The following is a 22931-nucleotide window of genomic DNA, read 5'->3' as shown; positions in this document are numbered from 1 at the left end:
GAGTTAGGCCGTGCAAGAACCTCAAGCCGTTGAAAATACGATGCCCTTAATGGAGCATCTGATTGAACTGAAAAACCGCCTGACCGTTGCGGTTGGTGCTCTGTTCGTCGCTTTTTTGGGGTGTTATTACTTTGCCAACGAAATTTACGGATTTCTGGTTCATCCCCTTGCGACTATTCTTTCCGAACTTGGCGGCAATCGCCGCATGATCTATACGGCGCTGCATGAAGCATTTTTTACGCAGATTAAAGTTTCATTCTTTGCAGCCCTGTTTCTTGCCTTTCCTGTTATTGCGACCCAATTTTGGAAATTTTTAGCACCGGGTCTTTATAAAAACGAGAAAGCCGCCCTTGCGCCTTATCTGGTTTTATCGCCAATCCTGTTCGCACTGGGTGGCGCACTGGTCTATTATTTCATTATGCCATTGGCCTGGAAATTCTTCCTTAGCTTTGAAACCTTGGGCACCGATGGCACGTTGCCTATCCAGTTGGAAGCAAAGGTCAATGAATACCTCTCGCTGGTTATGAAGTTGATTTTTGCCTTTGGTATCAGTTTTCAACTGCCACTGGTTTTAACTTTAATGGCGCGTATCGGGGCCGCAACCTCACGCGGTCTTGCCGCAAAACGTAAATATGCTGTTGTTGTGACCTTTATCGCCGCAGCCCTTATGACCCCACCCGATATTATTTCGCAAGTAGGGCTGGCAATTCCCATTCTGTTTTTGTATGAAATCTCTATCATTTCGGTGCGCAGCGTAGAAAAAAAACGCGGCGACATCGAAGATGAAGAAGATGACGATGAATTCGAAGAAACAGACTTCAATATGACTTAAGGCTTTGTAGCTATGTTCGATATTAAATGGATACGAGATAACCCTGATCAATTCGATACAGGGCTGGCACGACGTGGGCAAGAGGCACAGGCGGAACGTCTGATTGCGCTTGATACCGAACGCCGTGATATTTTAACGCGCGCCCAAGACGTTCAGGCAGAGCGCAACAAGCTGTCCAAAGAAATTGGACTTGCCAAACGCGAAGGTCGCGATGCTTCCGATATTATGGAAAAAGTCTCGCAATCCAAAAATTTACAAGCCGAGTTGGAAGAACAGGCAAAAACCAAGGAAGCCGAGCTTGAAAATGCGCTCATGTCCTTGCCCAACCTTCCTTACGATGATGTGCCGGATGGTAAGGATGAAGACGATAACGTTGAAGTCCGCAAATGGGGCGAGGTTCCATCTTTTGATTTTGAAGCGAAAGAGCATTTCGATATAGGCGAAACACTTGGCCTGATGGATTTTGAAACTGCGGCCAAACTCTCCGGGTCCCGGTTCGTTTTACTGTCTGGTGCCCTTGCCCGTATGGAACGCGCCTTGGCCTCTTACATGCTTGATCTCCACACCATGCAACACGGATTTATCGAAGTAAATCCGCCGGCCTTAGTGAAGGACGCAGCCCTTTATGGCACGGGGCAATTGCCGAAATTTTCCGAAGACCTGTTTCGTACCGAAGACGGGTTCTGGATGATCCCCACGGCCGAAGTTCCGCTGACGAATATTGTCGCCGGGGAAATTCTGTCGGAAGATTATCTGCCGCGTCGTTATACGGCTATGACATGGTGTTTCCGTTCCGAAGCGGGGTCTGCGGGCAAGGATACACGCGGGATGATCCGTCAGCATCAGTTTAGTAAGGTTGAGATGGTTTGTGTCACCAAACCTGAAGAATCGGATGCGGAACTGGAACGTATGACCGGTTGTGCCGAAGCGGTTTTACAAGGTTTGAAACTTCCCTACCGCGTGATTACGCTTTGCGCGGGCGATATGGGCTTTAGCGCCCGCCGCACTTATGACATCGAAGTTTGGTTGCCGGGTCAGGACCGTTATCGTGAAATTTCATCCTGTTCCACAACAGGGGATTTTCAGGCTCGCCGTATGAAGGCCCGTTACCGCGCAGAAGGTGAGAAAAAACCGCAGTTTGTGCATACCTTAAACGGGTCCGGCCTGGCAGTCGGTCGGTGCTTGGTTGCCGTTCTTGAGAATTACCAACAAGCCGATGGCAGCGTCATCGTGCCTGAGGTTCTGCGTCCCTACATGGGTGGCCTTGAGGTTATCGAGCCAAACAAATGATAGACCTGTCCCAAGCCCGAATTTTGATATCAAATGACGACGGTATCCATGCACCGGGCTTGAAGGTACTGGAACATATTGCCAAAGAGGTGGCGAAAGAGGTCTGGGTGGTTGCGCCGGAAACGGAACAAAGTGCAACCGGGCATTCCCTCACCCTTCGCCGCCCTTTGCGTATTCATAAACATTCAGATCAACGTTTCAGCGTGGATGGGACGCCGACCGACAGTGTTTTGTTGGCTTTGAATGAAATTATGAAAGATAACCCGCCTGATTTGGTACTTTCCGGTGTAAACCGTGGCGGGAATCTCGGCGAAGATATCACCTATTCCGGTACGGTTGCGGCGGCGATGGAAGCCACCTTGTTAGGAGTGCCTGCGATCGCCTTGTCACAATTTTATGCTGATCCTGATCGGGTGAAATGGGCAACCGCCCAGACGCATGGCCCGGATGTCTTGCGAAAGCTGGCTGCGATCGGTTGGCCAAAAAATACATTGATAAATGTAAACTTCCCGGATGTGGTTGCAAAATCTGTACAAGGAATTGAGGTTACGCAACAAGGCCGGCGCAAAATCGGGGATGATCTGGCCAAAGGAATTGATCCGCGCGGAGAAGAATATTTTTGGGTCGGTGCTTTGCGTTCTCAACAAACTTTCCATGAAGGAACGGATTTATACGCGATCACGCACGGCAAAATTTCAATAACGCCGATCTCGCTTGATTTTACAGATTATTCGACACTCACTGACTTACAGGGGGAACTGTTATGAGTATCGAAGCCCAGAAAATTCGCCTTCTCATGGAATTACGCCGACAAGGCATTACCGATACCAATGTGTTAGCTGCACTGGAACGTATTCCACGTGAAAGTTTTGTTGCAGCCAGCTTTTTAGATCAGGCTTATGACAATATCGCATTACCGATTGGGTATAACCAGACGCTCAGTCAGCCTTATATTGTCGCCTATATGACAGAAAAGCTTCAGGTCAATGACCGTATGAAGGTACTTGAAATCGGGACAGGGTCAGGCTATCAGGCTTTGGTTTTGGCAAAGCTTTGCCGCCGTCTTTATACGATTGAACGGTTCAAGCCTTTATTGGAACAGGCTGAAAAACGCTTCCATGATTTCAGGCAAACCAATATTACAACCCATTGCGGGGACGGAACATTAGGCTGGCCCAAACAAGCCCCGTTTGATCGTATCATGGTCACCGCTGCGGCCGTAGATGTTCCCCCTGCCCTTGCCGATCAGTTATCTGTTGGCGGTATTATGGTTTTACCGATTGGGGAAGATACCTCTGCACAATGGCTTATTCGCGTGACGCGTACCGAAGATGGTTTTGATGTGGAAGAATTGGAAAAGGTTCGTTTTGTCCCTCTTCTTCCCGGTTTGCCAGAATAAGTTTGAAACCCTGATTAAGCTTGGGCATAATCCGCATCATGTTTAGAACATCGCGACATATTGGCGTTTTCGCCCTGCTTTTCAGCCTTGCTGCCTGTGGTTGGGTGGAAGTCCCCTTTGAAGGGCAAGGAAGCTATCGCCCCCCTGCCACACAATCAATTGAAAAAGAAAAGGCAGAACAGCCCAAAGCGATACCGGGAACAGTTGTGGTTCAAAAAGGCGATACCGTTTATGCCATTTCGCGCAAACACGATGTTTCTGTGCGGGGACTTATCGAAAGAAATGCCCTGAAACCGCCTTTTCATTTAAAGATCGACCAACGACTTTATCTGCCGCAAGGTCCGGTTCATGTTGTTCAACCCGGTGATACACTTTATTCGGTCTCCAGACAGTATCGCACCGATGTTTATACATTGGCCAAAACCAACAATCTAAAATCCCCGTTTACCCTGACACCGGGACAGCGATTAAAACTGCCCAATTCAGGGAATTTAACAACGGCGTCTAAAAATCTGGATGTACCGCCACGGGTCAATGCCGAAGTTACCACCAAGCCCAAAAATAAATCCACAATGCAAGCGAAAGCGGAGCCGCACCTCAATCGCAAAGCCATTCCCAAACCGGCACCACGATCCAGTAGCCGTTTTGCATGGCCGATCAAGGGGCGGATTATCTCTGGTTTTGGGACCAAACGCGATGGATTACGCAATGACGGTATCAATATTTCTGCCAAACGCGGTGCCCCTGTAAAAGCTGCTGAAAACGGTGTCGTTGCTTACAGTGGCAATGAACTGCGCGGGTTTGGCAATATGATCCTTGTAAAACATAGCGGCGGTTGGATTACGGCTTATGCCCATGTTGATAAAATATTGGTCACACGCGGCCAAAAAGTAACGCGCGGGCAATCCATCGCAAGCGTAGGCAGCAGCGGCAGTGTGGTCACTCCTCAACTCCACTTCGAAATCCGCCGGGGTATGAACCCGGTTAACCCCAACGGGTTCTTAAAAGGGTAACTGGATAAGAAGTATTTATATTTTGCGTAAATACCTAATTGATCCAAAAATCTTTTTCGAAAAAGATCAACAAGACGAGGACTTCAAGTCTCCCTGCAAGCATTGCAACTGTTAAAACCCATTTTGCAGCATCAGATAAAGGCTGAAAAGTGCCTGAAGGCCCGATAATATGCCCCATCCCGGGGCCAACGTTGGTGATCGCTGTAACGCTGGCTGAATAAGCCGTAATAATATCAAGTCCCAATAATGATAAAACAACGGTAAACACAGCTATTGTTGCAATAAAAACAGCAAGAAAAGCCAACACGGATGACGGCACATCGTCTGTTAATGTGCGACCATTATATTTCATAATCACCACACGATTAGGTGATAAAAGCTTTTTCAGGTGGCTTCGAACAAAAATCCATAATACCTGATATCGGTAGATCTTGATTGCCCCTGCGGTTGATCCTGAACAGCCACCAACAAACATAAGAACTAAAAACATACCGACAGCGCCATGCCCCCATGCGGTATAATCATCAGTCGCATAACCGGTTGTTGTAACAACAGACGTTATATTGAAAGACGTTAAGGTAAGAGCATGAAAAATGCCGATTTCCCTTTCATTAACCAACCAGATCGTCATAAAGGTACAGCTTATCAAGAGAAACAAAAGAAATCCCTTAACCTGTTGGTCTGAAACGATGGCACGGTAATTACCCAAAGTCATCTTTACAAACAAAAAGAAAGGAATTGCGCCACATATCATAAATATTGTGCCTGCCCAGTGAAGGCTTAAATTCTCAAAATATCCAAATGATGCATTATGAGTTGAATAACCGCCTGTTGAAATGGTTGTCATCGCGTGATTAACAGCGTCAAAAAAGCCCATTCCCAGAATGTAATAGACCAGAACACACAAGACGGTTAAGACCAAATAAACGCCACTTAATCTGTAAATTGTGCTTTTTGTAAAACGATCAGACTCATTTTCGGTTCCAGAGCTTTCTATTTTAAAGAGCTGCATGCCGCCAATTCTAAGTATTGGAAGGATGAGAACTGCAATAGCAATAATTCCTATACCGCCAATCCATTGAAGAATTGAACGCCAAAACAATATACCTGGGGGAAGAGTGTCGATTTCAGTAAAAATTGTGGAACCGGTTGTTGTTATTGCCGACATCGTTTCGAACACCGCATCCGTAGGCGAAACTCCCTTAATGACAAAGGGAATGGCGCCAAATATTGTCACAACAACCCAGCCGGAAGTAATCAGGAAAAAGGCCTGAGGAAAACTCAATCGATGATTATCGGTATTTTTTGCACCTAAAACAACGCACACACCAATAAATGATGAAATTGCTGCTGAAAGCAAAAAAACTTGCCAGTCAATATTGTGATATATTGCATCTGTTGCAGCAGGTATCAGGAGCATTGCCCCAACCCAACAGATAATCCATCCAATAATGGGATATGTCGCTCGTAAATTAACCATCTTCTTTTGATTTTATGTTCATGTCAGGGTTCGTATTATAATGATATAGCGATTGCCGGGATATATAATTTTATCAATACATATATTGTGCCCAACGGATGCAAATATTCAGATTTTAAATTTGTAATCTTTAGATGTATTTAAAAAGCCCACTCAAATGGTGGGCTTTCTTTTGCTTTAGCTGGCTTGAATTAACGTTCAAGCTTGCTGACATCGCGAACCGCACCTTTATCGGCACTGGTTGCCATTGCGGCATAGGCGCGTAAGGCTGCACTTACATGACGTTGACGTGGTTTTACAGGTTTCCATGCATCCGCGCCCTTGGCATCCATTGCTTCGCGGCGTTTTGCAAGATCGGCATCTGAAATCTTCAGGTTAATGGAACGATTGGGAATATCGATTTCAATCGTATCACCTTCTTCAATCAAGCCGATTGCCCCGCCGTTGGCGGCTTCTGGTGAGGCATGGCCAATGGACAGACCAGCCGTACCACCGGAAAAACGACCATCGGTTAACAAGGCGCATTCCTTACCCAATCCCATAGATTTCAGGTAGCTGGTCGGATAAAGCATTTCCTGCATGCCCGGTCCGCCTTTCGGCCCTTCGTAACGGATAATCACAACATCACCGGCACCGACTTCGCCCCCCAGAATGCGCGAAATCCCTTCGTCCTGACTTTCACACACGCGGGCTATCCCAGTGAAAGTCCAGATACTTTCATCCACACCTGCTGTTTTTACGACACAACCATCTTCGGCAATATTGCCATAAAGTACAGCCAAGCCGCCGTCTTTTGTAAAGGCATCTTCAACGCTGCGGATCACGCCCTTGGAGCGATCACGATCCAGATCACGATAACGCGCGGCCTGTGAAAAGGCCGTTTGTGACGGAACGCCACCCGGTGCAGCTTTATAAAACTTATGAACCTCGGCATCTGAAGTGCGGCTGATATCCCACGTATCAATTGCCTCGCCCAATGTTTTGGCGTGAACTGTGGATACATCGCGTTTTAACAAACCAGCATCATCCAGACGCCCCAACAAAGACATTATACCGCCTGCCCGGTGGACGTCTTCGATATGAACATCAGGAACGGACGGCGCGATTTTAGACAGGCAAGGTACCTTGCGGGACAAACGGTCCATGTCTTTCATGGTAAAATCAACGCCGGCTTCCTGTGCAACTGCCAACAGGTGAAGAACGGTATTTGTGGACCCGCCCATTGCAATATCCAATGTCATTGCATTTTCAAAAGCATCATATGTTGCAATGCCGCGCGGTGTCACACTGATATCATCATTTTCATAATAACGTTTGCACAGATCAACCGCCAACCGCCCGGCACGCAGGAACAATTCCTTGCGGTCTTCATGGGTGGCAACAACGGTTCCATTCCCCGGCAAAGACAGGCCCAACGCTTCGGTCAGGCAATTCATGGAATTGGCCGTAAACATGCCGGAACATGACCCGCAAGTCGGGCATGCGCTACGTTCAATCGCATCGACTTCTTCATCCGATACATTGGGATCAGCCGCCTTGACCATTGCATCAACCAGATCAAGGGAATGTTCAATATCATCAATGGTGACTTTACCGGCTTCCATCGGACCACCGGATACAAAAACAGTCGGGATATTCAGGCGCATGGACGCCATCAACATCCCCGGCGTGATTTTGTCGCAGTTTGAAATACAAACCATCGCATCGGCGCAATGCGCATTCACCATATATTCGACACTATCGGCAATCAAATCACGAGACGGCAAGCTATAAAGCATACCGTCATGGCCCATTGCGATCCCATCATCCACGGCAATGGTGTTGAATTCTTTGGCAACGCCACCGGCCTTTTCAATTTCACGGGCGACCATTTGCCCCAGGTCTTTAAGGTGGACATGGCCCGGTACAAATTGGGTGAATGAGTTCACAACGGCAATAATGGGTTTTTCAAAGTCGGCATCTTTCATCCCTGTCGCGCGCCAAAGGCTACGCGCACCTGCCATATTGCGGCCTGCTGTCGATGTACGTGAACGATATTCGGGCATAATCCAATCCTTTTGGTATTATAATCAGAACGCTTCCCTAAGAAGTGCGGCAACTAACATAAACATATCGTTTAGATTTGGAAAGGTTTATACGCTGGCTGCGACAAAGTCCGGTGAAAGTCTGAACGTTTTTTTATCGAGATCACAATTACCATCTATCAATAAGGATTTGAGGCCCTTGACTTTAGCATGTGCAACTTCGTTTAAAACATCACTGCAAACCATGAGAACACGTTCCGTGCTTACAAACGGAAAGGGGCGTTCCAGATTATCCAAATCGTCGCGCAGAAGAACACGATTATTGGTAATGGAATAACCGCACCGGTTCATTTGGGCCGTCATATCATCGCGGCACGCATCGCCGCTTAAACAAAAAACACCAACCCGTTTATCCAGTTTGCGCAGTTGAGGAACCAAAGACGCACCGGATGGGACCGTTAAACCATTTCGGATCAAAGTTGCATGGATACTAAACAGAAAAACATCATAATCGCGCACAAGATCCATCACCCCGTCGACCTTAACAGTCAGGGTGTCGTCATCTTGAAGAAAGCCAACTTCTTCTGTGCCCAAGTCATTTCTCAGGCCAAATCGATCATGCATATAGATATCGCCTCCCCTTCTTAAGCGTACCCCTTAAGTAAGAAGACGTAGTTGATATTTCAATATGTGATACGTGTTTATTTTTTGTCAGAGGGTTGAGGAACGGCCCGGCCCATTGCCCCTAAGGTTTTTTCCAATTCTTTGGCTTTGTTTTTTAATTCTTTTTCCATTTGTTTGATCTGTCGATCCAAGGAAACGGCATTGTTATAAGCACGTTCCCTTTTTTTGGCTTGGGCTTTTTTCCACATGGAACGCGTCATCCATTCCCCGGCGTGGGCAATGACGATAATCCCGGCAATCAGGCAAATCATTCCGGCCAGCATATAATCAATCCGGCCAAAGGCAGCGGCGACTCCCCAAAAACCGATGGTGGCAATGGAGGAACCGATAATAAAAAGCATCCGTCTTGTCACTTGGTTTTGATCATATTGTGATTTTTCGTAATCGCGCAAGGAGTTGGAAATTTCACTACGGGCAAGTTGTTGCCACTTGTTAAAATTCATTCCTTTAAAAGGTTCGCGGTTTTCCCGAATAAACAATTCAAGGCGCTTTACAATATATTCCGCACGTTCATCGGGGGTAGGATCGTTTTTTGCCATCTTAATTTTCGTTCACTCAACATGAAAAAGCCCCACCAAATTTTGGTGAGGCTTCTATCATAAGTGTGAACTTGCAAACAATCGGTTAAAGTGCCGATGTCAAACGTGCCAAGGCTTCTTTGAACTTAGCATTTTTCTCGCTGAGTTCTTGGACTTTTTGACGTTCTGTTGCAACAACATCAGCCGGTGCATTGGCAACAAATTTTTCGTTTGCGAGTTTCTTTTCTTTGCCACCGATGATTTTATCCAGATTGGCGATTTCTTTTTCCAAACGGGCTTTTTCCGCCGCCACATCCATATGATCAACCACATTGATAAAGACAGTAGATTCGCCCACGACTTCCTGAACACAGCCGTGTGCAACGGCTTCATCAACCAGATTAATCGATCCGAGGCGGGCCATGCGTTTGATCAGGTTTTCATTGCGCACCAAACGTTGGGCCGTCTTTTCATTGGCACCTTGCAGATATACAGAAAGGGCGACACTGCCGGGCACATTCAATTCCGAACGCGTTGTACGGATTGTAGAAATCAGTTGAACCAGCCAATCCATTTCCTCGTTGGCATCGCTATCATCTAACAATTTTTCCGGCCATGCGGCACTGATCAACTGCATATCGCGCTCATCAGCCATCGATTCCCACAGTTCCTCTGTAATAAACGGCATCATCGGATGCAGAATATGGAGAATTTGATCAAAAACCCATGCGGTTGTGGCCCGCGTTTCTTCAATCGCGCTTTCGTCATCGCCATTTAAGATGGGTTTGGTGAATTCCAGATACCAGTCACAGAATGTGCCCCAGGCAAATCCATAAATCGCATTGGCCGACTCGTTGAAACGATAGCCGTCAATTGCTGTGCCAACTTCGCCAGCGACCTCGCCAACCTTGCCAACAATCCAACGGTTAACGGGGTGCTTAACACTGGCCGCATCAAGTCCTTTAACCGGTTTACACCCGTTTATTTGACAGAAACGGGCCGCATTCCAAAGCTTTGTTGCAAAATTGCGGTATCCTTCGACACGGCTGGTGGCAAGTTTGATATCACGCCCCTGTGCAGCCATTGCGGTCAGTGTAAAGCGCATGGCATCCGCGCCGTATTGATCAATCAATTCTAACGGATCAATAACGTTCCCTTTGGATTTGGACATTTTCGCCCCTTGTTCATCGCGAACAAGTGCATGAATATAGATGTCCTTGAACGGAACTTCGCCCATGAAATGAATGCCCATCATCATCATCCGGGCAACCCAGAAGAAAATGATATCAAACCCGGTGACCAGAACATCCGTTGTATAATAATGATCGAGCTGCGGTGTTTTTTCCGGCCAGCCCAATGTAGAGAACGGCCAAAGTGCAGAAGAGAACCAAGTATCAAGCACATCGGTTTCACGGGTCAGCTTAACACCCTCGCCTGCTGCTTTCTGCGCAGCCTCTTCGGTCATTTCAACATAGACATTGCCATCCTCGTCAAACCATGCCGGGATTTGATGCCCCCACCAGATTTGACGGGAAATACACCAAGGCTGGATGTTGCGCATCCATTCATAATAGGTATTTTCCCATTGTTTGGGAACAAACCGGGTCTTGCCGGTTTCGACCGCTTCCAAGGCTGGTTTTGCCAAAACATCGGCTTTTACAAACCATTGGTCTGTCAACCAGGGTTCGATCACAACCCCGGAACGATCCCCATAAGGAACCGTCATCGGGTTTTCTTCGATCTTCACCAAAAGGCCGAGTTCTTCCATTTCGGCGACAACTTTTGTACGGGCTTCGAAGCGATCCATACCTTGATATTTTTCAGGCACATTTTCATTTAAATGTGCGTTAAGATCCAGAACGTTGATAATTTCCAGATTGCAGCGTTTACCAACTTCGTAGTCATTAAAATCGTGACCCGGTGTAATTTTTACAGCCCCCGAGCCTTTTTCAGGATCAGCATATTCATCGGCAACAATCGGGATTGCACGATTTACGATCGGCAAAATAACATTTCTACCAATCAAATCTTTATAACGCTCATCATCGGGATGAACCGCAACGCCCGTATCACCGAGCATGGTTTCCGGGCGTGTGGTCCCAACGGTAACAAATTTACCGTCCTCGCCTTCCAGCGGGTAGTTGAAGTACCACATTTTACCGTTGACTTCGCGTTGTTCCACTTCCAGATCTGAAATTGCGGTATGCAGTTTCGGGTCCCAGTTGACGAGTTTTTTATCGCGATAAATCAGGTCTTGTTTATAAAGTTCGACGAAGACTTTACGGACAGCTTCGGACAAACCTTCATCCATTGTAAAGCGTTCTTTCGCCCAATCGGCAGAGGCACCAAGGCGGCGCAATTGATTAACAATTGTCCCACCTGATTGCGCTTTCCATTCCCAAATTTTATCAATAAATTTGTCGCGCCCCAAATCATGGCGGGTCACACCTTCGGCTTCTAAACGGCGTTCCACAACCATTTGTGTAGCGATCCCCGCATGGTCGGTTCCGGGCTGCCACAGAGCATCTTTACCCTTCATCCGGTTATAGCGGATCAGGATATCCTGCAAAGTAAATGTCAGGGCGTGTCCCATATGCAAGCTACCTGTCACATTGGGCGGCGGCATCATAATTGTATAGGGTTCTTTGCCAGCTTCGTGATTGGCGGCAAATGCATTTTTCTCTTCCCAAAGCGTATAGTGTTTTTCTTCAACTGCCGCCGGGTTGAATGTCTTGTCGAGCATTTTAAGACACAGCCTCTTATCTAAATGAAAATTTATAGCTTTAATAAACGCGAAAACGCCCGAGGACAAGCCCGGGCGCTGTAATTTCGCAAGATTAATCGTGTTTTAGTCTTCCAGACGTTCCGCGCGGTTAATCATAATATCGATTTCTTTTTTGACCAATCGTTCAATCAAGTAAGGCAAATTGCGATCCAGCCATTCTTTCAGCAAGGGCCGCAACATTTCCCGGGTCAAGCCTTCCAGCGTAATATCGCGTGTCCCAACTGCAATATCGCGTTGATCCAAAATTGCTTTTGCCAGTTCTGACAAAACATCAGTCGATGCATCAGCCGTCGGTGGAGAAACAATCCGATTGGCAACATCGGATGCCAAAATGGGTTGTGGTTCAAAAACAGGTTCCGGTTCCGGCTCTGGTTCTTCTTCCTCAATCATCATATCAGATGTTAAATCTAGGATATCATCATCGATATCGATTTCTTCAATCTCTTCAATGATTGGTTCGGGGTCTTCCAATTCAATCACGGGTTCCGGCTCGGGCTCAGGCATTGGTTCCGGCTCTGGTTCCGGCATTGGTTCCGGTTCGGGTTCAGGCATTGGTTCCGGCTCAGGCTCAGGCTCAGGCATTGGCTCTGGTTCCGGCTCAGGCATTGGTTCCGGTTCGGGTGTTGCTTCTTCACTCGGAGCAGCCTCGGCACCTTCTTCATCATCCTCAGAAAGAATACGCCGGATAGAGGCTAGAATATCCTCCATCGACGGCTCTGCGCCGTCACCTGCTTCTGTATTTTCGTCACTCATCTCAACTTCACCCGATTATATTTTGCGTATATATTCATCAAAAAAGTTTCCAATGTAAATATTATACGCGTCCTCACCTTAATGAATTGTTATCGACTTATTCTTTTTCGTCAACATCGCCGACAGACGATGTGCCGATCCATGCATCGCGAACTTCATCATAATGGACTTTCGGGTCATAAATCCCGGTGTCCAGCCCTAGTTTTTCCGCTGTCAATTCACCGACAGCCTGCTTTAATTCATAAACGGCAACCAGTTCATCACGTTGTGCCCGTACCAAGCTTACTTTAGCATCCAACAATTCTTGTTCGGCATCAAGGACATCAAGAACGGTACGTGAACCGACAGCGGCCTCACGTTGCACCCCATCCAATGCCACTTCAGCAGAGCGAATTTGTGCCAAGAAAGACTGGATACGCGCTCTTGCGGTGACGAGCCCTTCCCAACCTGTCCGACCACTTTCCACAGCACTGCGACGGGCTTCTTCCATATCCATGCGTTTTTCGGCGGCGGTTTGCTTAGCTTCGCGAACTTGAGAATATACCGTCCCTTTTTGATAGAACGGAACTTTCAAGGACAGACCAATGCTTGCCGACTCGGTCCGGCTGTTTCGCGAAGATGATTCAAGTGCCGTATCCGTAGATGCGGTTAGGTTTAATTCCGGCAATAACTTACCTGCCATTTCCTCGATATTCTCCATTGCTGCTTTTTCATCCGCAACAGCCGCCAGAAAAGTCGGGTTGTTCTGCTGTGCCCGTTCGATCACTTCTTCCACTGTTGTTGGGATATCACTCGGCAAAGGAGAGGGAATCGGTTTAGTCGGAATTTCACCAATGACTCTTTGATAGGTCGCCCGGGACGATTCGAGATCCCCTTCGGATTGGATCCGATCAGCGGTTGCTTTTGCAAAACGCGCTTCTGCCTGACTGACATCCGTCCGGGTAAGCTCCCCGACTTCAAAACGATCATTTGTTGCTTCAAACTGGCGGCGCAAAACCTGTTCGTTATTACGATTGAGTTCAAGAACGGCTTCATCGCGTACAATATTAGAATAGGCCAAAACCGCATCCATCAGAACTTCTTGTTCTTTTTCCAGCAAGCGGGCGCGCGCAGCATCCACTTTTGACTCGGCTTCCGCCGTGGCCGCTTCGGTCTGGAAACCACGGAATAAAGGCTGGGTTACAGAGAAAGAACTGGTCATCGGGGTGAGCGTTTGCTCCCGATTTGAACCCGAGCGCGAATTATTGTCATTACGTTCCTTGGCAACGGTCCCCGTCCAAGTTACTTCCGGGCGCCAATTGGCTAACGCCTGAGAAACGCCTTCGTCTGTTGCGCGTACAGTTGCCCGTTCAGAATTCAGCGCGGGATTATTCATATAGGCTTTAACGAGGGCCTCTCTAAGAGTTTCGGCATTCGCTTGCGAACTAAAAGCCATCGCGCTCAAGGCAACGCCGATTAGAAAGTTTTTTCTCAGGTTCATTTTATTACCCATAACACTTATATAAGTTTCGCACAGTCTAACCATCTGCAACATGAAAGGCAAAGGATTCAGACACTTGTAAATTAATGTTTTTTAACAGAATTATCTAAACTAATTCTTTACAACCGATTACAAGGCTAAAAAAGTGAATTACCTCACATATAGATAAATCTTTTTTTCAAAAAAAATGCCTCGCCCGATCATTGTCGAACAAGGCATTAAAAACATTATTTTCAAAGACTTAAAAAGTAAAAGCCGATTCTTTCTCAAAGCCCGGCAAAGTCGCTACGCCCGCTTCCATAATGTCGTGTTTTGAAAAGATATCGCCATTGCGTGTATATACGCAGACGTTGGACATCGTTGCCTTGCCTTGTTCGATAACCAGCAATCGCCCGCCATCAGCCAATTGATTTTTAATGGAATCCGGCAGTTGGGAAATAGCACCGTTAAAAAGAATGACATTATAAGGCGCCTGTTTTTCAACGCCATCTTTCATGTCACCGGTAACCACCACTGCGTTATCAATGCCGATTTGGCTTAAGTTTTTTGTAGCAGCCGTTGCAAGTTCTTCATCACTTTCGATAGCGACAACCATGCTGACAATCTTGGCCAGAACAGCCGTTGAGTATCCGGTATTGCATCCAATATCGAGAACGATATCATTTTCATCCAGTTCGGCAGTTTCCAGCATTCTGGCGAGAACCATAGGTTCCAGAACAAAACGCCCGTTACCAACCTCAAGCGCATCATCAATATAAGCGACACCTTTTTTGGATGTCGGCACAAACACCTCACGGGGAACCGCACCCATCGCATCCAAAACATAAGGGTCGGCGACCCGGTTGGTTTTTATCTGACCTTCAATCATATTCGAACGGGAAAGCGCATAATCCATAGTGGCACCGTAAAAAGTGTTAAATCAATAAACTCGTCGATGACGAACAGGATCACTAAAATTTTGAGTACCCTGCGCATCTCATGTGCCGTTTTATAATCCTCATTCGCCTCTATGACAATGGTGTAGAACGAATAAATCCCAGTTTTTTAGCCACAATTCATAAAAAATGAAAAAAAATGAAAAAAATGGATTGACCGCGAGAGGTCATCCGACTAATTTCCGCTCCGCCGATGGTTACAGCCAAACCGAAGTGATTGGATCTGGCGCGGTGGTAGAGTGGTTATGCAGCGGATTGCAAATCCGTGAACAGCGGTTCGAATCCGCTCCGCGCCTCCACATCTCCGATCCGCCTTAGTTCAGTTGGTAGAACGGTGGACTGTTAATCCATATGTCGCTGGTTCGAGCCCAGCAGGCGGAGCCAATTTTGGTTCTGGATGTAATCATCGGCTATAGCTCTGATCCGCCTTAGTTCAGTTGGTAGAACGGTGGACTGTTAATCCATATGTCGCTGGTTCGAGCCCAGCAGGCGGAGCCAATACTAAAAGCACTCTCAGCATTATGCGGGAGTGCTTTTTTGTTACCCCCATGAATAGTGTTTAACAGTCCTTTTGATCGGAAATCGCTACGTATATACACCTAGCGCAGCATCAACGCCCAAAAAAATAGGTAATAAACCACTTGTGATTGCGTTTTCTGCGAGACAAACGAATAATGTCTCGCTATAATACAACCCAACCCGAGTTGATAGAGGTTGTTACTTACTATCGTTAGGGTATAGAGAACTGAAAACAGCCGAGTAACCAAAAGGAAAAATTAAATGGTAAAAACTGCTACAAAAGATATTTTGCCGGGCACACGCGGAAGCGATACCCCTCATCCGGTTGATGTACATGTGGGGCAACGTGTTAAGTTGCGCCGCACACTCATGGGGATGACACAAGGCAAACTGGGTGAAAGTATCGGTCTGACATTCCAGCAAATCCAAAAATATGAACGTGGCGCGAACCGCGTGAGTGCCAGCAAGCTTTGGCAGCTTGGCAATGTATTGGATGTGCCGATCTCTTTCTTTTTTGAAGATATGCCTGAGAGCGTGCGCGAATCATTCCCGGGCTATCAAGGGGAAACCGCAGAAAGCGACATTCCTGAAGAACACCTGACACTTCACCGTCGTCAGACTTTGGAATTGGTTCGCACGTTCTCACGTCTTCAGGATCCAGTTATCCGCAAACGTGTTATTGATGTCGTGCGCGCCATTGCCGAAAGTGAAACCGTTAACGGTTAATCACAAGAAGAAGATTAAAGAACATAAGGAACGGTCACAAAAATCGTTCCTTTCAGACTGCTGACAAAGTGTTTTTAGTAAATAATTGACCAAAAGCCGTCATCCTGCACTTGATGCGGGATCCATTTAAAATCAATGAGTTATATATTACTCATTGAGCAAAGATGGATCCCCGATCAGGGTCGGGGATGACAGTTTCGGGGCTTTGTCAATAATCTGTAAGGAACGGTCATAAAACCGTTCCTTTGTTTCTACTTATGCAACAAGTCTGTTGTTGCCATATTTGCCAGTGACAAAAGATCGGAAACTTCGCTAAATCCAGATTTTTCAGCTTCTTTTTGAAGGTACCCGATGCATTTGACGAGTTCATCTGCTGAAATACGCTCAAACGGCGTATAATTGCGATAATCATCAATATGTACAACTGTCATCTATCCGCTCCCCAGCTTCATAAATTTAAGGGAAATTAGACAGTATTTTGATATAGAAATCATCCTGTAGAATCCTACAGGTTTTTTTATGGATAAATAATATGGTGTGCAATCGCCTTGACGGTCGCTTGAAAACGACCATTCACACCTAACTTTGTACACGCATTTCCAATATGAAAAGTTACTGTGCGTTCAGCGATATTTAAGATATTTGCGATTTCCCAGTTACTCTTGCCCCGCGCCGTCCACAACAGGCATTCTCGTTCACGTGCGGTTAATTTAATCTCTGCGTTCCCTCCGGCTGCTTCCGTAAATTTCTCCATAAACGCATCGTGGCAATAATCAGCAATAAAACGAACGACAGGAACGCTGTAATTCATCAGGTCGTTCCATTGTCTTCTATTTGCATTCGCACATACACTGACGAGCGCCAATTCATTATTCGCACGGCGAATGGGAATTGTCATGCCGCGCTTTGAAATACCAAAATCCTGAGCACGTTGCATAAAGGCCTGTTCCGTCTTATTCTTTTTCAGGCTTTCCCAAATATAGGGCGTATGCGATTTTTGAGCTGCGCGCACAATCGGATCACAATTTATACAGTCTTCGGAAAAATAATAATCCAGCCATTCATTTTGGTAACTACATGCAACCAAGGGATCCCGAACCTTAACATTCGGAGAGTTGAAAATAGCATAGGTAAAATGGTCAAACCCCAGATGGTCTTTTAGCGTCAATAGAAAGTCGCTAAAATCCTGTAAGTTATCAATTTTGTCTAATTGAGTTACGGAATCTTGAATGGAAGTTGTCAGCATCTTTAAGTCCTATCTACATGCTGATTATTCCATTTAACATTGATAGAGGCAATTAAAAATTGTTCACCTTCCAATTTCAGATTGAAGGTTTTACGTGACATAGATCAATTTTCTATTTCATTTCGCCAAATTGTTAGTAAGATGTAATTTACCAATAAGGAGAATGACTAAAAGAAGTCATTCAAGGCATTGAAAAAATTAGCTGAGCGTCGTTGAGAGGCAAAGTGGGTATAGAAGGCAAACCGATCACTGTTACAAAATGCGGTACCTGCGGAGGAGGAAAAGACGATTCCTCATTATGCGGGCTCGCCCGTTCCGGCCTTGAATCTGATCGTTTGCAACGCACGCATCGCAGTTATGATATCGGACAAAATATTTACCTTGAAGGGGACAATTGCGAAGGTGTCTATTGCCTGAAAGCCGGTTTGATTGCCATTCGTAAAACCGATGTAAATGGTAACTCTGCCGTTGTCCGACTGGTTCAACCGGGGGAAGCCTTTGGTCACCGTTCTTTTTTGGCGAATGAACGCCATGCCGGAACGGCAGAGGTTCTGGTGAAAAGCAAACTCTGTTTTATCCCGCGTGCTAGCCTTGAACATTTATTGTCTCAATCACCCGATGTTGCCATTCGTTTTACCCGACGCGTTGCGCGTGATTTACGTGAAATTGAAGAATTATACCTGCTGACGACCACACAACCTGTTCGCAAAAGACTCGCGCATTTGCTTCTCAGCCTTAAAACGCGTTATTCAAGTAACGAAAGCGAAGACGATGAAGTTGTCATTGAGCTTCCCTTATCGCGTCAGGAATTGGCCGCTGCCATTGGCACACGCCCGGAAACAATTGCCCGCACAATCAAGAAGCTGGAAGAAGACCAGTTGGCTTTCTTTAAAGGGCGCCAGGTGACAATCCCAAGTCTGGATCTTCTTCAGGAAGATTTTGAGGCGGAAGCATAGATAGATTAAAGATAGCCATGCGCTTTACGCGCAGCACTGTCCCATCTTTGTAACTTGTTTTTACCCTGATTTTAGATACGCTCCGAACCACGAATATATATTTGTAGAATGTTTGCTTTTTCAAATGGGGGAAAAGAGCAATGGGAATCCGTAATCTCGATAAAATGTTTGCCGCCAGATCAATTTGCGTTATTGGCGCAACGAACGAGGAAGGACAGTGCGGCAACGTTGTTATTCGAAATTTGATAACGGGTGGCTTTCAAGGCCCTATCATGCCGGTAAGTGCTGATTATAAGGCCATTGGCGGCATTTTAACCTATCGCGATATCCCTGCCCTGCCCGAAACACCTGACCTTGCCATCGTCTGTACCGAAGTTGCCGCCCTTGAAGAGACTATGCAGGCTCTTGGCGAGAAAGGTGTAAAAGCGGCTATTCTTGTAAGCCATCAGACCAGCTGTATTGATGAAGAAACACCGGCCTTCCTGGGTGAATTACACAAAAAATACGGTATGCGTATTTTGGGTCCCAACAGTATGGGCGCTGTTGTTCCGGGTAAAAACTTGAATGCAAGTACCCATCACCTTCCCATTAAAGGGGGGAAAATCGCCTATGTCTCCCAATCTTCAACAATGTCGAGCACGGTTCTGGATTGGGCCAACGCACATGGTGTGGGGTTCTCCCACTTTATTTCTATCGGGAAATGCACCGGACTCGATTTCGGCGATATTATCGACTATCTCGGCAGTGATCCTTTCACCCGTGCCATCCTGCTTTATATGGAATCCATTCAGGATCAACGAAGTTTTATGTCAGCCGCCCGATCCGCAGCGCGCAACAAGCCCATACTTGTTATGAAATCCGGTCGTCACGAGATTGTAAACCTGACAACGCAATCCCATTCAGGCGCAATGGCGGCCAGTGATTTGGTCTATGACGCAGCCTTTAAACGGGCCGGTATGTTACGGGTAAACAGCATTGCCGAACTCTTTGCAGGTGCGGAAACCCTGTCGGTTACAAAACCTTTTAAAGGCAACAAGCTTGCCATTGTGTCAAACGGTGTCGGGCTTAACCTCATTGCAGCAGATCATCTGCTGGAAAGCAATGGCAAGCTTGCGACCCTGTCAGAAGAAACCCACCAAAAACTGAACAATATCATCGGCAAATGCGATGTATTATCCAAAACCAACCATACCGGCATTCGTTGTCGTGCGCAGGATTTTCCACAGGTTTATGAAGTTCTGAAAAAAAGCAAGGAAGCAGATTGTATCTTATTTCTGTATTCGCCCAACATTCAGGAAAACAGCACAGAAAGCGCCCGTCAGTTAGTCGCAACGCATAAAAAACTGAAAGGCAATATTTTAACCTGTTGGGTTGGCGAAAAAACCGTTCAGGAAGCCCATCAAATTTTTGAAGAAAATGCCATTCCGGCTTATTCCTCTCCCCGCATGGCAATTACCGCCTTTATGCATATTGTAGAGTATCTGAAAAACCAGACCACATTGATGGAAATCCCCGAACGTGTCCCCGCCGAGATTAAGCCAGCCCGTGCGGAAGTGCGCCAAATTATTAATGAAGCCCTTGAAAACGGTGAAACATGGCTAAAAGAAACGGATACAAAAAAAATATTGCGGGCCTATGGCATTCATACTGTTGACTCACGACTTGCAAAAGACGCAACCGAAGCCCAAAAAGTCGCAAGCGAGATTGGTTTCCCCGTTGTTGTTAAAATCCTGTCTCCTGACATTGTTCATAAATCCGATGTAGGCGGGGTGGTTCTGTCCCTTGAAAACGAACGCGCCGTCGAAGAGGCCGTTAAAGCCATTAGTAACCGCGTCCATAAATTCGATAAAAGGGCACAAATTACGGGCTTTATCATTCAGAAAATGGTTCATCATCCCCGTTGCCACGAATTAATCGCGGGCATGACGCACGACCCTGTATTTGGGCCTGTTTTACTCTGTGGTGAAGGCGGGACCGCAACCGAAATCATTGCGGACCGTGCCATTGCCTTGCCGCCCTTGAATATGAGATTGGCTGACGATCTCATTTCCCGAACAAAAATCAATAAATTGCTGAAGGGATACCGGGACACACCGCCAATTGATCGTAATGCCTTATGTCAGGCCTTAATTGAACTTTCTGAAATCTGTATTGATTTTCCGGAAATTCAAGAATTTGACGTGAACCCTATTTTTGCATCCAAGGATGGGGCGTTGGCGGTTGATTGCCGAATGCGTATCAAAAAAATAACCCATAAGCACCCAAACCGTCGACTGGCTATTCGATCCTATCCGGCATCTCTGGAAGAAGAATTTACCTTGCGCAACGGGCGTAAAGTTTTGATCCGCCCGATCAAGCCGGAAGATGAACCCGCCCATAATGAATTTATGACTCATGTGTCACCGGAAGATATTCGTTTCCGCTTCTTTGGTTCTGTTCGTGAATTGCCACATACCGAAATGGCGCGTCTGACCCAAATTGACTACGACCGGGAAATGGCCTTTATTGCACAAGCTCCAAACGAGGAAGACGGACATATGGAAACGCTTGGCGTTGTGCGCACAGGGACTGATCCAAACAACGAAAATGCCGAATATGCCATTTTGGTTCGATCCGACCTTAAAGGTCAGAAACTGGGATGGAAGCTCCTCAATAAAATGATCGATTATTGCCGTTCTCGCGGTACGACTTACTTTACCGGTCAAATTTTACGGGAAAACAGAACCATGCTTGAAATGGTAAAAGCAATGGGCTTTGAAGCAAAAACAATCATCGAAGAAGATATCGTGGAAGTAAAACTCAAACTATAAACCCTTTTTAAAACATGAAACCATAACCTATTACACCAATAAGGTTTGACGGATTGAATGTATCGCACTAAAATCTGTCGTCAAAATGTACTTATTGGCTGGAGGGAAGTCCTGTGAGGGCTCATTATTTCTTAGGAACGTGTTTAGGGGCATTGCTCTGTGTTGTAAACGCAACCACATCACATGCAGCAAGTTTGGAAACAGAGCTCAGCAACATGCTGGTTGAACATCCGCAATTGAAAGCAGCCACAAAAACCACCAAAGGTGCCGAAGAAGAAATAGAAGTACAACAGTCTGCAAACCTGCCCACAGTCGCCTTTACCGGGGATTACGGGTACGAATGGATAACCAACCCGACAGAACGGGCCAATTCGGACGGAAAGAATGATTCCTCCCTGATGCGATCTGTAGCTGGCGTAAAAGTGACCCAAAACCTGTTCGACGGTTTTGCAACAGACTCAGCTATTCGCAGTGCAACCCTGACCAAGGAAGAGACAGAGAAAGGCGAAGAATCAACGCGCCAAAACCTTTTGATCGAAGGTATCACGGTTTATCTGGAAGTCCTTAAACAGGCCCGCCGTATCGAATATGCGCGCGAAAATGAAGCAAACATCAAAACCCAGATGGAACTGGAAGATGAACGCGTCAGACGTGGTTCCGGTATTGGCATTGATGTCCTGAATGCGAAATCCCGTTTACAAACAGCGAAAGACACACGTGTCGGCTATGAAGGTGATCTCGCGCGGGCGGCAGACCAGTTTATGCAGGTGTTCGGCCATGCCCCGGATATTGCCGCTATGTTGGACCCTAATCCACCGATGAATTTGTTGCCGACAAGTCTGGATGAAGCGGTTCAATTAGCATTGAAGCAGAATCCAAACCTGCAAAAAGCAGATTTAACTTCTGAAATCGCCAATGAAAATAAACGCGGCATTTATGCCGAATACATGCCCAGTGTCGATCTTGTGGGATCAATGAATTTTGAAGAAAACAAGAACGCAACCATCGGCGTTCGCCGTGATTATTCAGTTCTGGTGGAAGCAAACTGGGACCTTTTCAGTGGGTTTTCAACTGAATATGCAATGAAGAAAGCAACATTCGATTACGCCGCCAGCAAAAGCACTTATGATTATACCTCGCGTAAAACAATAGAAGCGACCAGACAGGCATGGCATACATTGGAAACCAATCAGGAACGCCTTGCCCTTAAAGAAAACGATGTCATCCTCAAGGAAGAAATTTTTCTGGATACACGTAAGCAACGCGAAAACGGTGCCGAAGGTGTAGATGTTTTAAATGTTTTGGATCGTGAAAAAGAAGTTTACGAAACCAAGATTAAATACGCTGAACTGTTTTACGACCATCGTCTTGCAATTTACACAGTCCTTTATACAACAGGTCAGCTTACCCCCGATGTTTTGGGGCTTGGTTCCTAGTGATTTAAAAAAACCGCCTCTCATCAGGCGGTTTTTTTTATGTTA

19 protein-coding genes and 3 tRNA genes are annotated in these 22931 nt (G+C 46.4%); 12 read left to right on the top strand and 10 right to left on the bottom strand.

The genetic code is table 11. The annotated features are described in order from the left end of the window. The first annotated feature begins 10 nt into the window (after positions 1 to 10). The 5 genes from tatC to IEW74_RS00460 are packed head-to-tail and all read left to right on the top strand — an operon-like array spanning position 11 to position 4534. A complete protein-coding gene (gene tatC, locus IEW74_RS00480) occupies positions 11 to 832 on the top strand; it encodes a twin-arginine translocase subunit TatC (RefSeq protein ID WP_308419081.1) in 822 nt (273 codons plus the stop codon). 12 nt (positions 833 to 844) lie between these two features. Continuing rightward, entirely contained in the window at positions 845 to 2122 is a 1278-nt protein-coding gene (gene serS / locus IEW74_RS00475; protein ID WP_188659878.1) for a serine--tRNA ligase, read from the top strand. Next, entirely contained in the window at positions 2119 to 2889 is a 771-nt protein-coding gene (gene surE, locus IEW74_RS00470; protein ID WP_188659875.1) for a 5'/3'-nucleotidase SurE, read from the top strand. The genes serS and surE overlap by 4 nt, the downstream gene beginning before the upstream one ends. After that, entirely contained in the window at positions 2886 to 3521 is a 636-nt protein-coding gene (locus IEW74_RS00465) for a protein-L-isoaspartate(D-aspartate) O-methyltransferase (RefSeq protein WP_188659872.1), read from the top strand. The genes surE and IEW74_RS00465 overlap by 4 nt, the downstream gene beginning before the upstream one ends. Before the next feature lie 38 nt (positions 3522 to 3559). Beyond that, positions 3560 to 4534 (top strand): M23 family metallopeptidase, encoded by a 975-nt coding sequence (locus tag IEW74_RS00460; RefSeq protein WP_188659870.1) that lies wholly within the window; start codon positions 3560 to 3562, stop codon positions 4532 to 4534. A 34-nt stretch (positions 4535 to 4568) separates the two neighbouring features. On the opposite strand, the gene IEW74_RS00455 is transcribed toward IEW74_RS00460, so the two are convergent. The 8 genes from IEW74_RS00455 to IEW74_RS00420 form a co-directional block, all read right to left on the bottom strand. Further along, positions 4569 to 5954 carry a TrkH family potassium uptake protein gene (locus tag IEW74_RS00455; RefSeq protein WP_229734183.1) on the bottom strand — a complete coding sequence of 462 codons (1386 nt, stop codon included), beginning with the start codon at positions 5952 to 5954 and terminating at the stop codon, positions 4569 to 4571. A 251-nt stretch (positions 5955 to 6205) separates the two neighbouring features. Beyond that, entirely contained in the window at positions 6206 to 8059 is a 1854-nt protein-coding gene (gene ilvD, locus IEW74_RS00450; protein ID WP_188659864.1) for a dihydroxy-acid dehydratase, read from the bottom strand. A gap of 87 nt (positions 8060 to 8146) precedes the next feature. Next, positions 8147 to 8662: a hypothetical protein gene (locus IEW74_RS00445; protein ID WP_188659861.1), complete on the bottom strand. Its 516-nt coding sequence runs from the start codon at positions 8660 to 8662 to the stop codon at positions 8147 to 8149. Between the two features lie 77 nt (positions 8663 to 8739). Further along, entirely contained in the window at positions 8740 to 9261 is a 522-nt protein-coding gene (locus IEW74_RS00440; RefSeq protein ID WP_188659858.1) for a hypothetical protein, read from the bottom strand. Between the two features lie 85 nt (positions 9262 to 9346). Further along, the gene (locus tag IEW74_RS00435; protein WP_188659856.1) at positions 9347 to 11983 is read right to left on the bottom strand and encodes a valine--tRNA ligase; all 2637 of its coding nucleotides are present in this window, start codon (positions 11981 to 11983) and stop codon (positions 9347 to 9349) included. Positions 11984 to 12088: 105 nt separating this feature from the next. Beyond that, the gene (locus IEW74_RS00430; RefSeq protein WP_229734182.1) at positions 12089 to 12778 is read right to left on the bottom strand and encodes a DUF2497 domain-containing protein; all 690 of its coding nucleotides are present in this window, start codon (positions 12776 to 12778) and stop codon (positions 12089 to 12091) included. A 97-nt stretch (positions 12779 to 12875) separates the two neighbouring features. Continuing rightward, on the bottom strand, positions 12876 to 14258 hold the full coding sequence (locus tag IEW74_RS00425) for a TolC family outer membrane protein (protein WP_188659843.1): 1383 nt from the start codon (positions 14256 to 14258) through the stop codon (positions 12876 to 12878). 241 nt (positions 14259 to 14499) lie between these two features. Continuing rightward, on the bottom strand, positions 14500 to 15153 hold the full coding sequence (locus IEW74_RS00420; RefSeq protein ID WP_188659840.1) for a protein-L-isoaspartate O-methyltransferase family protein: 654 nt from the start codon (positions 15151 to 15153) through the stop codon (positions 14500 to 14502). 265 nt (positions 15154 to 15418) lie between these two features. On the opposite strand from IEW74_RS00420, the gene IEW74_RS00415 reads away from it, so the two are divergent. From IEW74_RS00415 to IEW74_RS00400, 4 genes are all read left to right on the top strand, one after another. After that, positions 15419 to 15492 (top strand) — tRNA-Cys (locus tag IEW74_RS00415). Between the two features lie 9 nt (positions 15493 to 15501). After that, positions 15502 to 15577: transfer RNA gene (locus tag IEW74_RS00410), tRNA-Asn, on the top strand. Between the two features lie 38 nt (positions 15578 to 15615). Beyond that, positions 15616 to 15691 (top strand) — tRNA-Asn (locus IEW74_RS00405). Positions 15692 to 15973: 282 nt separating this feature from the next. Then, on the top strand, positions 15974 to 16438 hold the full coding sequence (locus tag IEW74_RS00400) for a helix-turn-helix domain-containing protein (RefSeq protein WP_188659827.1): 465 nt from the start codon (positions 15974 to 15976) through the stop codon (positions 16436 to 16438). Positions 16439 to 16689: 251 nt separating this feature from the next. Here IEW74_RS00400 and IEW74_RS00395 read toward each other — a convergent pair whose 3' ends face one another. Further along, positions 16690 to 16869, bottom strand: coding sequence for a hypothetical protein (locus IEW74_RS00395; protein ID WP_188659825.1), 180 nt, complete (start codon positions 16867 to 16869; stop codon positions 16690 to 16692). A gap of 86 nt (positions 16870 to 16955) precedes the next feature. Then, a complete protein-coding gene (locus IEW74_RS00390) occupies positions 16956 to 17684 on the bottom strand; it encodes a LuxR family transcriptional regulator (protein ID WP_188659823.1) in 729 nt (242 codons plus the stop codon). A 224-nt stretch (positions 17685 to 17908) separates the two neighbouring features. Between IEW74_RS00390 and IEW74_RS00385 the strand changes: the two genes are divergently transcribed. The 3 genes from IEW74_RS00385 to IEW74_RS00375 all read left to right on the top strand — a co-directional run bounded on the left by IEW74_RS00385 (position 17909) and on the right by IEW74_RS00375 (position 22886). Continuing rightward, the gene (locus tag IEW74_RS00385) at positions 17909 to 18640 is read left to right on the top strand and encodes a Crp/Fnr family transcriptional regulator (protein WP_188659821.1); all 732 of its coding nucleotides are present in this window, start codon (positions 17909 to 17911) and stop codon (positions 18638 to 18640) included. A 140-nt stretch (positions 18641 to 18780) separates the two neighbouring features. Beyond that, entirely contained in the window at positions 18781 to 21450 is a 2670-nt protein-coding gene (locus IEW74_RS00380; protein ID WP_188659819.1) for a bifunctional acetate--CoA ligase family protein/GNAT family N-acetyltransferase, read from the top strand. A gap of 113 nt (positions 21451 to 21563) precedes the next feature. After that, positions 21564 to 22886: a TolC family outer membrane protein gene (locus IEW74_RS00375; protein ID WP_188659817.1), complete on the top strand. Its 1323-nt coding sequence runs from the start codon at positions 21564 to 21566 to the stop codon at positions 22884 to 22886. The last annotated feature ends 45 nt before the right edge of the window (positions 22887 to 22931 follow it).

Origin of the sequence: Terasakiella brassicae, from assembly GCF_014641495.1 — a bacterium.
GTDB lineage: Bacteria > Pseudomonadota > Alphaproteobacteria > Rhodospirillales > Terasakiellaceae > Terasakiella > Terasakiella brassicae.
The sequence above is the reverse complement of the archived record's forward strand: the minus strand, read 5'-3'. Positions and strand labels throughout refer to the sequence as shown.

Excerpts from the sequence above, each read along its gene's own strand:
- IEW74_RS00460 (WP_188659870.1), top strand. The coding sequence starts at position 3,560 with ATGTTTAGAACATCGCGACATATTGGCGTTTTCGCCCTGCTTTTCAGC.
- IEW74_RS00390 (WP_188659823.1), bottom strand. The coding sequence starts at position 17,684 with ATGCTGACAACTTCCATTCAAGATTCCGTAACTCAATTAGACAAAATT.
- IEW74_RS00445 (WP_188659861.1), bottom strand. The coding sequence starts at position 8,662 with ATGCATGATCGATTTGGCCTGAGAAATGACTTGGGCACAGAAGAAGTT.
- serS (WP_188659878.1), top strand. The coding sequence starts at position 845 with ATGTTCGATATTAAATGGATACGAGATAACCCTGATCAATTCGATACA.
- IEW74_RS00425 (WP_188659843.1), bottom strand. The coding sequence starts at position 14,258 with ATGAACCTGAGAAAAAACTTTCTAATCGGCGTTGCCTTGAGCGCGATG.
- IEW74_RS00380 (WP_188659819.1), top strand. The coding sequence starts at position 18,781 with ATGGGAATCCGTAATCTCGATAAAATGTTTGCCGCCAGATCAATTTGC.
- surE (WP_188659875.1), top strand. The coding sequence starts at position 2,119 with ATGATAGACCTGTCCCAAGCCCGAATTTTGATATCAAATGACGACGGT.
- IEW74_RS00395 (WP_188659825.1), bottom strand. The coding sequence starts at position 16,869 with ATGACAGTTGTACATATTGATGATTATCGCAATTATACGCCGTTTGAG.
- IEW74_RS00400 (WP_188659827.1), top strand. The coding sequence starts at position 15,974 with ATGGTAAAAACTGCTACAAAAGATATTTTGCCGGGCACACGCGGAAGC.
- ilvD (WP_188659864.1), bottom strand. The coding sequence starts at position 8,059 with ATGCCCGAATATCGTTCACGTACATCGACAGCAGGCCGCAATATGGCA.
- IEW74_RS00430 (WP_229734182.1), bottom strand. The coding sequence starts at position 12,778 with ATGAGTGACGAAAATACAGAAGCAGGTGACGGCGCAGAGCCGTCGATG.
- IEW74_RS00420 (WP_188659840.1), bottom strand. The coding sequence starts at position 15,153 with ATGGATTATGCGCTTTCCCGTTCGAATATGATTGAAGGTCAGATAAAA.
- IEW74_RS00465 (WP_188659872.1), top strand. The coding sequence starts at position 2,886 with ATGAGTATCGAAGCCCAGAAAATTCGCCTTCTCATGGAATTACGCCGA.
- IEW74_RS00440 (WP_188659858.1), bottom strand. The coding sequence starts at position 9,261 with ATGGCAAAAAACGATCCTACCCCCGATGAACGTGCGGAATATATTGTA.
- IEW74_RS00455 (WP_229734183.1), bottom strand. The coding sequence starts at position 5,954 with ATGCTCCTGATACCTGCTGCAACAGATGCAATATATCACAATATTGAC.
- IEW74_RS00435 (WP_188659856.1), bottom strand. The coding sequence starts at position 11,983 with ATGCTCGACAAGACATTCAACCCGGCGGCAGTTGAAGAAAAACACTAT.